Consider the following 14,041-nt stretch of genomic DNA (forward strand, 5'->3'; position numbering starts at 1 on the left):
ATCGACCGGCCCCGACGGCCCCCGCCACCCCGAATCAACCCTCTGCTCGAATGATTCCAACCGAGCTACGGCACAGCGCAGTTCGCGCCCGCGCCCGACCCCGAGGTCATCCCCGAGCGAACAGGCTCTCCCCCAGCGACGCCCCCGCCGGTGCACCGGGCGGCACGAAGAGCACGGCCGAGGCGCGGTGCTCGACGAAGGGGGTGAGGGCGTCGCTCTCGGCCATCCGTCGCTGCACCCGGACGAAGAGCGCCGGGTCCGTCATATAGGCACAGAACAGAAGCCCCTCGTCGTCCGGCCCGTCCGAGTACGTGTAACCCCGCCGCAGCATCCGGGCGCCGCCGTCGAGACGCGGGTTGGCGGCGCGGATGTGCGCCGTGGCGGGGATGACGTAGCGGCCGTTCGGGGTCTTGGCACCGAAGTCCGGCTCGTCGTGCTCGTGCGCGCCGCCGAGCGGCCGCCCGTCGTCGCGACGGCGTCCGATGACCGCCTCCTGCTCCTCGCCGGACAGTCCGGCGAAGGCGGCGGTGCGCATGGCGATCCGGCGGTACACCAGGAACGTCCCGCCCGCGTACGGCCCGTCCGGCAGCCAGACCCACCGCTCCCCCGAGGCACCGGGGTTGGCGGTGCCGTCCTTGAAGGCGAACAGGTTCCGGGGCGTCTCACCGGGCGGCGTGGGCGGCAGGTGGCCCGCCTGGCGCCAGCGCGGCGCCAGCAGACCGCCCGCCTGCCGGTCCAGCAGGTCCGCCGTCGCACCGAGGACCTCCGGGTCGTCACCGCACAACTGCAGCAGGACGTCCGCTCCGCTGCGCGCCGGGTCCAGCCGGTCACCGGGCAGCGCGGGCAGTTCGCCGAACGCTTCGGGGACGCGCAGCGGGACCCGCCGGGGCAGTCCGGGCCCGACACCCAGCACGGCGGTGACCGCCGCCGTGCGGGTGGTACCGGTCCACCCGCCGAGCAGCGCGCTCAACGCGCTCGCCGCCCGGCTGCCCGAGGCGTCGGGAAGGTCGTACGCCAGCAGCAGCGCATGGGGCAACTGCGGTGTGTCGAGGCCGGGTTGGCGCAGCGCCGGGACCGCCCGCGGCGGCGGGGCCGGGACCTGCGGCGAGCGGGGCAGCACCCGCTCGGCACCCCACGCCGCCGCAGTGGCGGCCAAGGCGGCCGCACCGCCCAGGAGCAGGCGTCGGGACGTGACAGGGCGGTTCGGCAGAGATGGGTGCACGGCGGCGATTGAACCCGGCCGACGGGGGTCCACGCGAGTCGCCGTTCACGCCCGGGGGTCGGCTCCGCTCGGACGGCTGCGGATTCCACTCCCCCGGGTGATGCCGTACTGGTCCATCCGCGCACTCGCCGCCACGGCGGTCGAATGGGCCCAGCGGCGCGGGCATTCGTCCGCCACTGAACCAGTGATCTTCCACCGGCAGGTGTGAGCTCGACCGGGATCGCGGATATGACTTTCCTGTCATCAACCCTGGTACCCAGGAGGCCGATCGTGTCCGCGCCCATCGAACCCACCCCAATGCCCACCCCGTCACCGCGCCCACCCCGGAGACGGATCCGTCGACTGGTGACCGTCCTGCTGTGCGTCACGCTGGGGTCGGCCGTGGCGGCCGGACCTGCCGAAGCCTCGAACGCCCCGATGCGCATCGGCACCTTCGACGGCGAGACGGTGACGGGGGTCGCCGTCGACTGGGGCTCGGTGCGGCCGTCCACCCTCGAGGAGACCCCGACGTTCCGCGGCGGGACCGCCGACAACGGCTGGGCAGCAGTGGTCGCCACGTCCCCCGGGGGCCCGTCGCAGCGCTACTGGAGTGACCGGTTCGCCCGCCACGCCGGCCCGCTCGCCGTCTCGCCCCAGCTCTCGGGCAGCGCCCTGATCCTCCCTCAGGGCACTGGCTACCGGATGACCGTGACGCTGACGAAGCCGGTCCGGCTGCGCTTCGCCGTGGCGGGCCTCGACCAGTCACAGGGCTCGGTCTCCTTCATGGTGTCCAACGGCTCCGCTCCGGCGCCCCTGATGAGTCGTGGGATGCCGTTGACCGCCGTGGTCCACGACCAGAACGCGGTGAGCGTCGGCGGGCAGGGCAGGTCCGCCGCTCCCGGCTCCGGTGACTCCGACACGGGTGCGGCGGAGCTGTGGACGGGGACGGCCGTGGACACCCTCATCGTCGACGTGCAGCCCCGGGGACGCGGGTCGTTCGCCCTCTCCCGGCTGCTCGGCCCGGACTCACCGACCCCGACCACCTGACGAACTCCCGGCCCCGGCCGACCGTCAGTGGGCGTCGGTGAGGTGGGCGAAGAGGACGACGTTGTCCGTGTACTCGTGATGGTGGTGGTCGTACGTGCCGCCGCAGGTGATGATGCGGAGTTCGGCGGCCGGGGTCGGGGCGTAGACGAGACTCGCGGGAAAGGCGGCGCGGGGAAACGTGCGGACCTGATCGACCGTGAAGGTGGCGGTGCTGCCGTCGAGTCGGCTGATCTCGACGGCGGCACCGGCGGGGACGGCGGACAGCGACCAGAACACCGCGCGGCCGCTGGGGGTGTCGACATGGCCGGCCAGCACGGCGGCCCCCGGCGCACCGGGCGTGGGGGTGTCGCGCAGCCAGGCCGCGGCGTCCGGCATGGCGTAGGGCGGCAGCTCCGGCCGACCCTTGCTGTCGGTGCCCAGCGCCAGCAGCGGCGCGGTGAGCTTGATGGCGGCGATGGAGATCCGCAGGGGCGTGGAGGGCGACAACGGCGCGTGCGCGCCGGGAGACGGGTGCGCGGGAGCGGGCGGGTCGGCGCGCGGGCTCGGCGGCCGGGAGGCGGGCTGCGCCGGAGCGGGCGGTGCCGGCTCGGGAGCGATGACGGCGTTTCGGACCGCCCCGACCAGGGCGACGAACAGCAGCGCACCGGACAGCACTTCCAAGGCGCGCCGGACCCGGCGCCGCCTGCGTTCAGGCACCGGCCACGGCTCCGCCGAGCTTGCGACGGACCAGTCGTAGCGCTGCGGCGGTGCCGGCCCCGCCGGTCAGCATCAGCGCGCCGTAGCCGGCCAGGACCAGGGCGGCGTCGGCGGGGCCGGCACCCGCTCCCCAGCCGCCCCCGGCGGCCGGAGCGGCCGGGTCCGCGATCACGATGCTGCCGGTGGCGACCGGGTCGCCGGCACAGGTGGCGGTGACCGGGTAGGTGCCCGGCGTCGCGTTCGCCGGGACGGTCGCCAGGCCGCCCGGACTGTCGGGTCCGAGCGGCACCGGCGCCGCGAAAGCCGGGGAGGACGCGGTCTCCGTCCCGCCCGGGCAGGGGGCTCCGGTGTGGATGTGCACCGTGCCTCCCGGTCGCGCGACACCCGGGTCCACCGTGATCAGGGCGAGCGGGGCCGGCACGGCAGCCGGTACGGCCCCTGGATCGGCGGGGCAGGCGGCGGATCCGGCCGGATTCCCGGCCGGCACGGGGCAGTCGACGACCGCCGGATCGGCGGGCCGACCGCTTCCCGGAGCCGGGTCGGGGGTAACTTCCTTGGCCGGCTTGGGCGGAGGAGTCATGCCGCATCGGGAGGGGTGATCGGCACACCACGCCGGGGGCATCCCGTCCGTGGGCGCCGCGAAGGCCGACCCCCCGGCACCCAGGAACGCTACAGCCGCCGCGGCGCCGGCCACTCGCATCGCGAGTCTGGGCATCTACTGGTTCCCCTCATTGGTGGGGCGGGCGGGCCTCGCCTGCGCAGCCCCACAGCTGTGGCAAATAGTTATGGAATGGTTGCAGGATTCCTCTTGACTCAAACCGCCGGATCCGCCGTCGGGCTGATGATCACACCCACCTGGCGTGACCGCTCAACCCGGTCAGCCCACTCCGCGCGCGCCGCCCAGGGCCGAATGCTCTGCTCCGCCACCAACAGCCCTGCCCGGCAGGGCCGTTCGTGACGGTGCGACCGAATGGCGGATCATCCTCGAACCCGTTCGGACGGCCTTGCACGGAGCAGGCGAGGGTGCCGTTCAGGCGGTTCTGGCGCCTTCCAAGGACGCCAGGACGACCCGTTGCTGCTCGGGAATCAGCAGCCCCGTCTCGCGGACCGCGCGCAACGTCTGCCCGCTCACGCAGATCCGGCACAGGCCGACCAGCGGGAACGCACCCCCGACCAGCACACCGGTGGTGGCCTCCTTCCCGTACACGGGGCGTCGGCACCCGGGACAGGCCAGGACGTCCTCCTGGTCCCACCGCTCGGACGGCACGCCGGTGTCCAGTACGGCGAGGATCGGAACCATCGCGAAACCGGCCTCCGCCCACAGCGGCAGTGGCAGATCGGCGCGGCGCACGAGCTCGCCGGATCCCTCGTCCTCCGGGTCGACCGGACGGGTACGGACCAGCGACCCCACCCCCGGCTGCCCCGGGTCGGGGAAGAACGTCACCGGGCCCGACGCACCGCCCTGATCACCCAGCACGTACGCGGTACCCCGGCGGAACGCGGCCGCGAGCTCCCGCAGGTCCCGGCCACCGTTGTCGTTGCGCAGCCGCAGCCGCCACATACCCGGGGCCCCGTCCACCTCGACCGGGGAGCTGGTGATCAGCAGTCCGTCGCCGGCGACGCGCACATCGAGGTGCATCAGGCCCTGCGCGCCGTGCACACCACTGCCGAACCACTCTCCCGAGCTGTTCCGCGCCGCGGCGTGCCTCCTGCTCTCCCTGCTCACCCTGGCCTTGCCGGCCTTGCTGTCCCTGCGGGGCTTGGAGCCTGCCCTGATCATCCTCAGGTCTCGGGCGGCGGACCGGCCGACGGGCCACTCCCGCTGACGGCCCGCCGACGTCCTGACCGGAACAACGGCCCCGGAGCACCACAGGACACGACACGGCCTGACTGTTCGTCGCCCCACCGCCGTGCACCGGGGCTTGAGGTGGCCCGCTCACCCGGACGCCCCGCCGACTACGCGCTGTGTCCGGACGGAGCGCAGGGTGAGGGGGTCCCGGCGGGGACGGCGACGACACCTGCCGCACAGCAGGCGGCGGCGCAACCTGCACCAGCTGCGAAACCTTCGCCAACCAGGACTCCGTGCACCGCCGACCGTCCGCCGACCGTCGCAGCCCCGGCGGTGCCATGCGGTGAGCTCGGTCGGACCGGCTTCACCCGCGGGCCGGATCGCCTCCTCCGACCAGGACTCGACGGGGGCGGCGTCCGCCGGCACGCGCACCTTCACGTCCCTGGGTTTGATCATCGGCGTGCAGACATCCGCTTCCTCAACAGAAACAGTCGCCGCGGGCCACGGGCGGCATCATCTTCGGGCATCGTGCGTGCGCCCCCGGAGCGTACCCGGGCCAGGTCCAAGGTCCCACCCCCGCAAGCCTCTTACGTGGCACCGGCCGCCGCCCCAGGCTTGGCGGGAACAGTGCGCACACCGGCACACGGCAGTGGGAGAACAGCATGGACCCCTACGCCCGCCTCAGCACCCCTCCGCCTCCCGTCGAGAAGAACACCCGCCGAGCCCACCGCGTCGAAGCGGCGCTGGAGAAATGGGCCCTCGAGGTCGGGATCGCCGACTACCTGGGCGAGATCAACCTCAGCGGCTTCGGCCGCATGATGTGCCTGGCCAATCCGCATGCGGCGAGTGACAACCACCTGCTCGTGCTGGCCAAGTGCTTCGTCGCCGAGTACATCACCGACGACACCTGCGAGGACAACGAACACGGCGTCGTCCCGGCACAGTTGTACCCACAGCTGATGATGGGGACGTTCACCATCGAGTCGACCGCGCCGATCGCCGCCTGCGCGAAGGAGTGGGACGCCCAGACCCGGACGAGCATCCTCTGCCAGGCCTGGCAGGGCGCCATCGCGAGTGTCCACGAGATCGCCACCCCGGCTCAGGCCGGTCGGCTCAAGCACGCCCTGGCCACCCTGTTCATCGGCTTCGGCGGCGAGTCCGGGTGGCGCCTGGCCCGGCGGGTCCCACCGTCCTGGGAGTACCTGATGGAGCGTCAACTCAACTCCTTCTTCTGCTCGATGATCCTGCCGGACGTGGCCGCCGGCTACGTGGCTCACCTGTGCGCGCTTCACCTTCCCCGTGCTCGACGCGTTCGGCGCCGGGGCCCGGGCGGCCCTGCGGTGGGAGATGCACGGCACCATCCTGCGGGAGATGCCCGGCCTGGTGACGCCGGACCACGTCGGCAGCACCTTCGTGATCGTCGGCGTGACCACCGCCCGGTTCAACGAGGACCGGCTCATCGACCGGTGCGGCTGCTACTGGGACCTGGGCTCGTTCTCCGCGCAGTTCCGGTAGCCCACCGGACCTCACCGTCCGGTCCTGCGGAGCCGCTTGATCCAGCGGCGGGCCCGACGGCGGGCCCAGCCGTCCACGGCGAGAACGGTTTCGAGGTCGATGGCGAGGCCGGCCCTGGGGGCGGAGTGGCTCGCGAGCACCTCGGCCACCACGTCGATGATCTGGGTGAACGTCAGATCACCCGCGAGGAAGGCTTCGACGCACTCCTCGTTCGCGGCGTTGAGTGCGGCCGGAGCGGTGCCTGCGAGGCTTCCGGCGAGGCCGGCCAGCCTGACGGCGGGGAAGGCGTCGTGGTCCAGCGGCTCGAACTGCCAGTTGTGCGGCCCCTCCCAGTCCACCGGAGGGGTGACCGCCGGCAGGCGGTCGGGCCAGCTGAGGCCGAGGGCGATGGGGATGCGCATGTCGGGGGGTCCGGCCTGGACGAGGGTCGAGCCGTCGGTGAACTCGACCATCGCGTGCGCGTAGGACTGCGGGTGGACCACCACGTGGATGCGGTCGTAGGGAATCCCGAACAGCAGGTGGGCCTCGATGACCTCCAGCCCCTTGTTCATCAAGGTCGCGGAGTTGACGGTGACGACCGGGCCCATGGTCCAGGTGGGGTGGGCGAGCGCCTGATCCGGTGTCACCTTGTCCAGCTCCCGGCGGCTGCGGCCCCGGAAGGGGCCGCCGGAGGCGGTGAGGACCAGCCGCCGGACCTGGCCGTGGGTGGCGCCGGCCAGGCACTGGAAGATGGCGGAGTGTTCGGAGTCCACCGGGATGAGCTGCCCCGGTCGGGCGAGCTCCGCCACCAGCGGGCCGCCGGCGACGAGGGACTCCTTGTTGGCCAGTGCCAGGATCCGGCCGGCTCTGAGTGCCGCCAGGGTCGGGCCCAGGCCGATGGAGCCGGTGATGCCGTTGAGGACCCGGTCACACGGTGCCGAGGCCAGCTCCGCCGCGGCACCGGGTCCGGCGATGATCTCCGGCAGGAAGCGTCCCGGTCCGTACCGGGAGCGCAGGGCCGCCCGCAGCGCGGGAACCGTCGCGGGCCGCGCGACGGCGACGGTGGCCACGTCGAGGCGGTGGGCCTGTTCGGCGAGCAGGTCCGGGTTGCGCCCGGTGGCGGCGAGGCCGGCCACCCGGAGCCGGTCGGGGTAGTGCAGGGCGAGGTCGACGGCCTGGGTTCCGATCGAGCCGGTGGAACCCAGGATCACGACGGACGAGACCGGGCCGCTGTGACGGTCGGGACGGGCCTGGGGATCACAGAGCGAGGAGGTCGCGGGACGGCCGGTGCCGGTCACTCGGTGGGCTCGCCCGGTCCGGCCTCCTCGGCGAGACGCATGGCCTCCTCCAGCAGGGCTTCGACGATCTGCGATTCGGGCACCGTGCGGATGATCTCGCCCTTGACGTAGATCTGGCCCTTCCCGTTGCCGGAGGAGACCCCGAGGTCGGCCTCGCGGGATTCGCCGGGGCCGTTCACCACGCATCCCATCACTGCCACCCGGAGCGGGATCGGGAAACCCTCGAAGGCCGCCTCCACCTCCCGGCTGAGCCGGTGGATGTCGACCTGCAGCCGCCCGCAGCCCGGGCAGGAGACGATCTCCAACTTCCTGGGCCGCAGGCCCAGGGACTGGAGGATGTGACTGCCGGCCTTGACCTGGTCGACGGGTGGGGCGGAGGTGGACACCCGGATGGTGTCACCGATCCCCTGGTTGAGCAGGATCCCGAAGGCGACGGCGGATTTGACGGCGCCCTGGAGTTCCGGGCCCGCCTCGGTGACACCGAGGTGCAGGGGGTAGTCGCAGGATTCGGCGAGGAGTTGGTAGGCGGCGATCATGGTGCGGGGGTCGTGGTGCTTGACGGCGATCTTGAGGTCACGGAAGCCGTGCTCCTCGAACAGCGAGCACTCCCAGAGGGCCGACTCGACCAAGGCCTCGGGGGTGGCCTTGCCGTACTTGACGAGCAGTCGGTTGTCGAGGGAGCCGGCGTTGACGCCGATCCGGATCGGGATGTTCGCGGCGGCGGCCGCCTGGGCGATCTCCTTGACCTTGTCGTCGAACGCCTTGATGTTGCCGGGGTTCACCCGCACCGCCGCACACCCGGCGTCGATCGCGGCGAACACGTAGCGCGGCTGGAAGTGGATGTCGGCGATCACCGGGATCGGCGACTTGCGGACGATCTCCGGCAGCGCCCGGGCGTCGTCCTGGGACGGAACCGCGACCCGGACGATGTCGCACCCGGCGGCGGTGATCGCGGCGATCTGCTGCAGGGTGGCGTCGACGTCGGCGGTCAGCGTGGTGGTCATGGTCTGCACCGAGATCGGGGCGTCACCACCCACCGCGACCGAACCGACCTGGATCCGGCGGGAGTGACGGCGTGGCACCTGCGACGGCGGCATCAGGACTCCTTCGACTGCTCAGGTACGGGGGTGGGGCCGGTCGGCCCTGGCGCACAGCACGGTGTGCACGATGCCCTTGGCGGTCAGTCCGGCGGCGGCCAGCAGGTCGGCGCGCGGTCCGTGTTCCAGGAAGCGGGCCGGCAGGCCCATGGTGGTGACGGGCACGTGCACCCCGGCGTCGGCCAGCGCCCGGGCGACGGCCGCACCGACGCCGCCGTTGCGGATGTTGTCCTCGACGGTGACGACCAGGCGGTGCTGCCGGGCGAGGGTGACGAGCTCGGCGGGTACGGGGAGCACCCAGCGCGGGTCGACCACCGTCGCCCCGATACCGGTGTCGGCCAGATACCGACCCGCCTTCACACACTCGTCCGCCAACGGCCCGACCGCGACGATCAGGACTTCGTGGACGGTGGAGCGGAACAGGACGTCGACGGGGCCCAGTTGGTGCAGGGCCGCGATGTCGGAGCCCGCGACGGCCTTGGGGAACCGGACGGCGGTGGGGTGTTCCTGTTCGTCGACGGCCTCGGCGAGCAGGGTCCGCAGGCCGGCCGGGTCACGGGGGACGGCGACCCGCATGCCGGGGACGGAGGCGAGCAGGGGGATGTCCCACATCCCGTGGTGGCTGGGCCCGTCGGGGCCGGTGACGCCCGCCCGGTCCAGCACGAAGGTGACGGGCAGCCGGTGCAGGGCCACGTCCATCAGCACCTGGTCGTAGGCCCGGTTGAGGAAGGTCGAGTAGACCGCCACCAGGGCCCGCGCGCCGGCGGTGGCGAGGCCGGCCGCGCTGGCCACCGCGTGCTGCTCGGCGATCCCGACGTCGAAGAACCGGTCGGGGAAGCGGTCGGCGAAGCGGGACAGTCCGGTCGGCCCCGGCATGGCGGCGGTGATGGTGACCAGGTCGGAGTAGTGCGCGCCCAACTCGGTGACGTGCTCGGCGAACACGTCGGTCCAGGTGGGCTGCGCGGCCGCCGAACGGGGCAGGCCGGTGAGCGGGTCCAGCACACCGACGGCGTGCATCTTCTCGGCCCGGTCGGCCAGCGCCGGCAGGTAGCCGTGGCCCTTGTCGGTGACCACATGGACGACCACCGGTCTCTCCAGGGACCGGGCTTGACGCAGTATCAGCTCCAGCGCGGCCGTGTCGTGTCCGTCGACCGGACCGAGGTAGGCCAGGCCCAGCTGCTCGAACAGGTTGCCCGCCGCCGCGCCGCCGCGCAGTGCGGCCAGGTGGGTGGCGAGCGCGCCCGCGGTGGGGGCGTAGGAGCGTCCGTTGTCGTTGAGTACCACGACCACCGGACGGCCCGGGGCGGCGCCGAGGTTGTTGAGTGCCTCCAGGGCGAGCCCGCCGGTCAGCGCGCCGTCGCCGATCACGGCGACCACCGCCCGGTCGCCCTCGCCGCTGAGGGCGCGGGCTTTGGCGATGCCGTCGGCGTAGGACAGCACCGTGGAGGCGTGGCTGTTCTCGATCACGTCGTGCACCGACTCGGCCCGGCTCGGGTAGCCGGACAGGCCGCCGGCCTGCCGCAGGCCGTCGAAGTCGTGCTGACGGCCGGTCAGCATCTTGTGCACGTAGCACTGGTGGCCCGTGTCGAACAGCAGGGTGTCGTGCGGCGAGCGGAACACCCGGTGCAGCGCGAGGGTCAGCTCCACCACCCCGAGGTTGGGGCCCAGGTGTCCGCCCACCGCGCTGACCTTGTCGATCAGCAGGGCCCGGATCTGCTCCGCCAGCTCGGGCAGGCCGTCGGCGGGCAGCTTCCTGAGGTCCTCGGGGCCGTCCAGGCCGGCGAGCAGGTCGGGTTGCCGCAGCTCCGGCGCGGTACCGACGGTGGTGGGTACGGTCATGGGTGGTCCCTCACTGGTGCGGGCGGTCCGAAGGTGATGTCTTCCACGGTGGTGATGTGCTCCTCGACCGTCAGCGGACCGAACCGGCCCAGGAACTCGATCACCTCGCCGACCAGGGCGGGCGGCGCGGAGGCCCCGGCGGACAGGCCGATGGTGTCCGCCGCCTCGATCCAGGCGGGGTCGATGCCGCCGGCGTCCTCGATCAGGTGCGCGGGGGTGCCGCGGCGGCGGACCACCTCGACCATCCGCACCGAGTTGGAGGAGTTCGCTGAGCCGACCACCAGCACCAGGTCGGACCGCTCCGCCACTGCCTCGACGGCGAGTTGACGGTTCGTCGTCGCGTAGCAGATGTCGTCCCCGGGTGGGGCCTGGAGCAGCGGGAAGCGGGTGCGCAGCGCCTGGACCACCTCGGCGGTCTCGTCCAGGGCCAACGTGGTCTGGGTGAGGTAGGAGACCCGGGAGTCGTCCGCCACCGCCAGCCCGGCGGCCTGTTCCGGTGTCTCGATCAGGACGGTGGACGCCGGTGCCTCGCCGAGGGTGCCCTCCACCTCCTCGTGGCCGGCGTGCCCGATCAGCACGACGGTGTCGCCCCGGGCGGCGAAGCGCCGCGCCTCGGAGTGCACCTTGGCCACCAGCGGACAGGTCGCGTCCACCACCGTCAGCCGCCGCTCCACCGCCTCGTCCCGGACCTGCGGCGAGACGCCGTGGGCGGAGAAGACCACGGTGGCACCCTCGGGTACGGCGTCGAGTTCCTCGACGAAGACCGCGCCGCGCCCGGCCAGGTCGGCCACCACGTGGGTGTTGTGCACGATCTGCTTACGGACGTACACCGGCTCGGACCGGCCGGGGGCGTCCAGCAGGCGTTCCACCGCGTCGATGGCCCGCTCCACCCCGGCGCAGAACGACCGGGGTGCGGCCAGCAGTACGGTACGGGACCGGTGTCGGCCCGGCTCAGCGGTCACAGCTTCCTCCGGGTGATCATGGCGGCCAGCGCCCGCAGCGCGGTGCCGTCACCGCCGGGCAGCAGGGCGCGGTCGAGGGTCTCCAGTGCCGAGACCGTGTACAGCCGGGCCTGTTCCTCGGCCCAGGCCCGGCCGCCGGCCTGGTCCACCAGTTCGGCGGCCCGGGTCACCTCGGCCGGGTTGAGCGGGCGGCGCAGGGTGTAGAGGGCGCGCAGCCGACGGGCGGGCTCGGTCCCGCCGGCCAGGGCCGCGACGACGGGCAGGGACTTCTTCCGGACCTGCAGGTCGGCACCGACGGGCTTGCCGGTGACGGCGGGGTCGCCCCAGATCCCGAGCAGGTCGTCGACCAGTTGGAACGCCAGGCCCAGCTGGCGGCCGAAGGCGTCCAGCGCCGTCACCGTCCCGGCGGGTGCCCCGACGGCGAGCGCGCCGAGCGCGCAGGAGAGTCCGAGCAGTGAGCCGGTCTTCCCCGCCACCATCTCCAGGCACTCGGGGAGGCTGACCTCGACGCGCTGCTCGAAGGCGCAGTCCAGGTGCTGGCCCTCGCACAGCTCGGCGACGCAGACCCCGAGGCGGCGCACCGACTCGGCCAGTGCCGGGTGGTCGTGGTGGGCCAGCACCTGCGGGGCGAGCACGGACATCGCGTCCCCGGCCATGATCGCGTCGGTGGTGCCGAACGCCTTCCAGGCGGTGGGCCGGTGACGGCGCGTCTCGTCCCGGTCCAGCACGTCGTCGTGCAGCAGCGAGAAGTTGTGCACCAGCTCGACGGCGGCCGCCGCCGGCACCGCGTCGGCGCCTACCCCGCCGGCCGCCCGGGCCGCGGCGAGGGCCAGCGCGGGGCGCAGCGCCTTGCCCGCTGCCCCGGTTCGAGCGCGGCCGTCGGCCTCCCACCAGCCGAGCTGGTAGCCGCAGACCAGCCGCATCCTGGGGGGCATCTCCTGGACCGAGGTACGCAACAGGGCATCGACGAGCCCGCGCGCCCGGTCCAGGAGAGGCCCGCTCTGGTGTTCACCGTTCTCGGCAGTGACGGCGGTCATCACCGGTCCCCTTCCCGTCCTCCTGGACAGCGATCAGGACTTCACCGGGCGTACTTGCCACGGGGCCGGTCGGCGTCCACAGTAGCCAGTACGCTCCATTTCCCGGCGGCGCGGAACCCGTGGGGGCGCGCGGGATGTTGAAATCCCGTCAGCTGTTGAACATCTGATTTTCCGTCAGCCATCGGCCCGCGATCAGGGGGTTGGCTTGAATCTCCGCCGAACGCCGAATCTGAAACTTCGATCGCTGCTCGACGAGACCGGTTGGACCGGCCATAAATTGGCACAATCGGTCAACGCCGAAGGTGTCCGCTGTGCACTGACCATTCATTACGACCGGACGGCCGTGGCCCACTGGCTGGCCGGCACCCGGCCCCGCGACCAGGTGTGCGCCCTGATCTGCCAGGTCCTCACCCGGGAACTCGGCCGCGGCATCGGACTCCAGGAGGCGGGGCTCGCCCCCCGGGCCGGCCCGTCCGACCCCCTGCCGGTCCTCCCGGCCCCGCACGACCGGCTGCGCGAGCTCACCGAGGACACCCCGATCGGGCTGCGGACCCTGCGCCGGCTACCGTACCTGCTCGATCCCGACCTGCCGGAGGTCGCCAGGCGCCCCCGCCCGGAAGCCGCCCGCGGACGGATCGGAACGGCGCACATCCAGGCCGCCGAGCTGATGGTGGCCCTGTTCGCCGACGCGGACGAGGTGTTCGGCGGAGCCCACCTGCGCCCGGCCCTGACCGCCTACCTCTCCACCGACATCGCCGCCCATCTGGCCGCACCGGCCGCACCGTCGGTCAGCCGGAAATTCCGTCAGGCCAGCGTCGACCTCGCCTACCTCGCCGGTTTCACGGCCTTCGACGCCAACCTTCACGGCGCGGCCCAGGCGTATTTCCGAATCGCCGCCCAGCTCGCCTCCGAGGTGAGCGACCGCCCCCGTTACGCCATGACCCTGCGCCAGATGAGCGTGCAGGCGCACTACTTGGGAAATGTGCAGCAGTCGCTCCAATTCGCCCAGGCCGCGGCCCGGGAGACCGGCGGCCTGCCGCCACGGTCGGCGGCCTTCGTCACCGGGCAGGAGGCGCTCGCCCTGGCGGCCACCGGCGACCGGCAACTGGCCCTGATCCGGCTCGGCCAGGCCGAGCGGCTGCTGGGACAGAGCGAAGGGAGCGGCGCGGCCCTGGGTGGCTACCACCTGGCGGCGTTCGCGCACCAGGAGGCGGAGGTACTGGCCGCAGCAGGTGACATCCGCGGGGCCTGCGGGGCGCTGGCCACCTCACTGCGCCATCGCCCGCGGCAGGAGCGCCGGGCCCGGATGCTCACCACCGCCCGCCTGGCCGGACTCCAGCTCGGCCAGGGGCACCTCGAACTCGCCTGCTCCATCTGGGACAGGTTCCTCGACGACTACCCCCAGGTCTCGTCGGCCCGGGGCGACAAGGCCCTGCGCGAGCTGCGCACCGGGCTGCGCCCCTACCAGCGGGAGCCGGCCGCCCGCCGAGTGCTGCTGCGCGCCGGACAGCTCCCCGCGCCACGCGCCGGGAGGCCGTCCACCTCGCCCAGGCGGGGCTGACGGGGCGCTCCCGAGGTCCT

At 73.0% G+C, this 14,041-nt stretch carries 12 protein-coding genes; 3 read left to right on the plus strand and 9 right to left on the minus strand.

Features of this window, described 5'->3' with window-relative positions:
- Positions 1 to 106 precede the first annotated feature (106 nt).
- A complete protein-coding gene (locus OHV05_RS00610; protein ID WP_405015754.1) occupies positions 107 to 1,156 on the minus strand; it encodes a Dyp-type peroxidase in 1,050 nt (349 codons plus the stop codon).
- A 411-nt stretch (positions 1,157 to 1,567) separates the two neighbouring features.
- Between OHV05_RS00610 and OHV05_RS00615 the strand changes: the two genes are divergently transcribed.
- Entirely contained in the window at positions 1,568 to 2,248 is a 681-nt protein-coding gene (locus OHV05_RS00615) for a hypothetical protein (RefSeq protein ID WP_405015755.1), read from the plus strand.
- 24 nt (positions 2,249 to 2,272) lie between these two features.
- Here OHV05_RS00615 and OHV05_RS00620 read toward each other — a convergent pair whose 3' ends face one another.
- From OHV05_RS00620 to OHV05_RS00630, 3 genes are all read right to left on the minus strand, one after another.
- Positions 2,273 to 2,944, minus strand: coding sequence for a class F sortase (locus tag OHV05_RS00620; RefSeq protein WP_405015756.1), 672 nt, complete (start codon positions 2,942 to 2,944; stop codon positions 2,273 to 2,275).
- Positions 2,937 to 3,305, minus strand: coding sequence for a hypothetical protein (locus tag OHV05_RS00625; RefSeq protein ID WP_405015757.1), 369 nt, complete (start codon positions 3,303 to 3,305; stop codon positions 2,937 to 2,939). Before OHV05_RS00625 ends, OHV05_RS00620 begins: the two co-directional genes overlap by 8 nt.
- A 669-nt stretch (positions 3,306 to 3,974) precedes the next feature.
- Positions 3,975 to 4,604 (minus strand): hypothetical protein, encoded by a 630-nt coding sequence (locus OHV05_RS00630; protein WP_405015758.1) that lies wholly within the window; start codon positions 4,602 to 4,604, stop codon positions 3,975 to 3,977.
- Between the two features lie 1,428 nt (positions 4,605 to 6,032).
- Between OHV05_RS00630 and OHV05_RS00635 the strand changes: the two genes are divergently transcribed.
- Positions 6,033 to 6,248 carry a hypothetical protein gene (locus OHV05_RS00635; RefSeq protein ID WP_405015759.1) on the plus strand — a complete coding sequence of 72 codons (216 nt, stop codon included), beginning with the start codon at positions 6,033 to 6,035 and terminating at the stop codon, positions 6,246 to 6,248.
- Positions 6,249 to 6,259: 11 nt separating this feature from the next.
- On the opposite strand, the gene dxr is transcribed toward OHV05_RS00635, so the two are convergent.
- Genes dxr through OHV05_RS00660 form a run of 5 tightly spaced genes read right to left on the minus strand, consistent with a single transcriptional unit; the run spans position 6,260 to position 12,460 of the window.
- Positions 6,260 to 7,525, minus strand: coding sequence for a 1-deoxy-D-xylulose-5-phosphate reductoisomerase (dxr, locus tag OHV05_RS00640; protein ID WP_405015760.1), 1,266 nt, complete (start codon positions 7,523 to 7,525; stop codon positions 6,260 to 6,262).
- Positions 7,522 to 8,622, minus strand: a complete 1,101-nt coding sequence (gene ispG, locus OHV05_RS00645) for a flavodoxin-dependent (E)-4-hydroxy-3-methylbut-2-enyl-diphosphate synthase (RefSeq protein WP_405015761.1) — start codon at positions 8,620 to 8,622, stop codon at positions 7,522 to 7,524. Before ispG ends, dxr begins: the two co-directional genes overlap by 4 nt.
- Before the next feature lie 18 nt (positions 8,623 to 8,640).
- A complete protein-coding gene (locus OHV05_RS00650) occupies positions 8,641 to 10,461 on the minus strand; it encodes a 1-deoxy-D-xylulose-5-phosphate synthase (RefSeq protein ID WP_405015762.1) in 1,821 nt (606 codons plus the stop codon).
- Complete coding sequence (gene ispH, locus OHV05_RS00655; protein ID WP_405015763.1) at positions 10,458 to 11,423, minus strand: 4-hydroxy-3-methylbut-2-enyl diphosphate reductase; 966 nt, start codon at positions 11,421 to 11,423, stop codon at positions 10,458 to 10,460. Before ispH ends, OHV05_RS00650 begins: the two co-directional genes overlap by 4 nt.
- On the minus strand, positions 11,420 to 12,460 hold the full coding sequence (locus tag OHV05_RS00660; protein ID WP_405015764.1) for a polyprenyl synthetase family protein: 1,041 nt from the start codon (positions 12,458 to 12,460) through the stop codon (positions 11,420 to 11,422). Before OHV05_RS00660 ends, ispH begins: the two co-directional genes overlap by 4 nt.
- Before the next feature lie 343 nt (positions 12,461 to 12,803).
- On the opposite strand from OHV05_RS00660, the gene OHV05_RS00665 reads away from it, so the two are divergent.
- The gene (locus OHV05_RS00665) at positions 12,804 to 14,021 is read left to right on the plus strand and encodes a hypothetical protein (protein WP_405015765.1); all 1,218 of its coding nucleotides are present in this window, start codon (positions 12,804 to 12,806) and stop codon (positions 14,019 to 14,021) included.
- The last annotated feature ends 20 nt before the right edge of the window (positions 14,022 to 14,041 follow it).

The sequence above is a fragment of the Kitasatospora sp. NBC_00070 genome (assembly GCF_045041205.1).
Taxonomy (GTDB): Bacteria; Actinomycetota; Actinomycetes; order Streptomycetales; family Streptomycetaceae; genus Kitasatospora.

Coding starts and splice junctions, on each gene's coding strand:
- ispG (WP_405015761.1), bottom strand. CDS start 8,622: ATGCCGCCGTCGCAGGTGCCACGCCGTCACTCCCGCCGGATCCAGGTC.
- OHV05_RS00660 (WP_405015764.1), bottom strand. CDS start 12,460: ATGACCGCCGTCACTGCCGAGAACGGTGAACACCAGAGCGGGCCTCTC.
- OHV05_RS00650 (WP_405015762.1), bottom strand. CDS start 10,461: ATGACCGTACCCACCACCGTCGGTACCGCGCCGGAGCTGCGGCAACCC.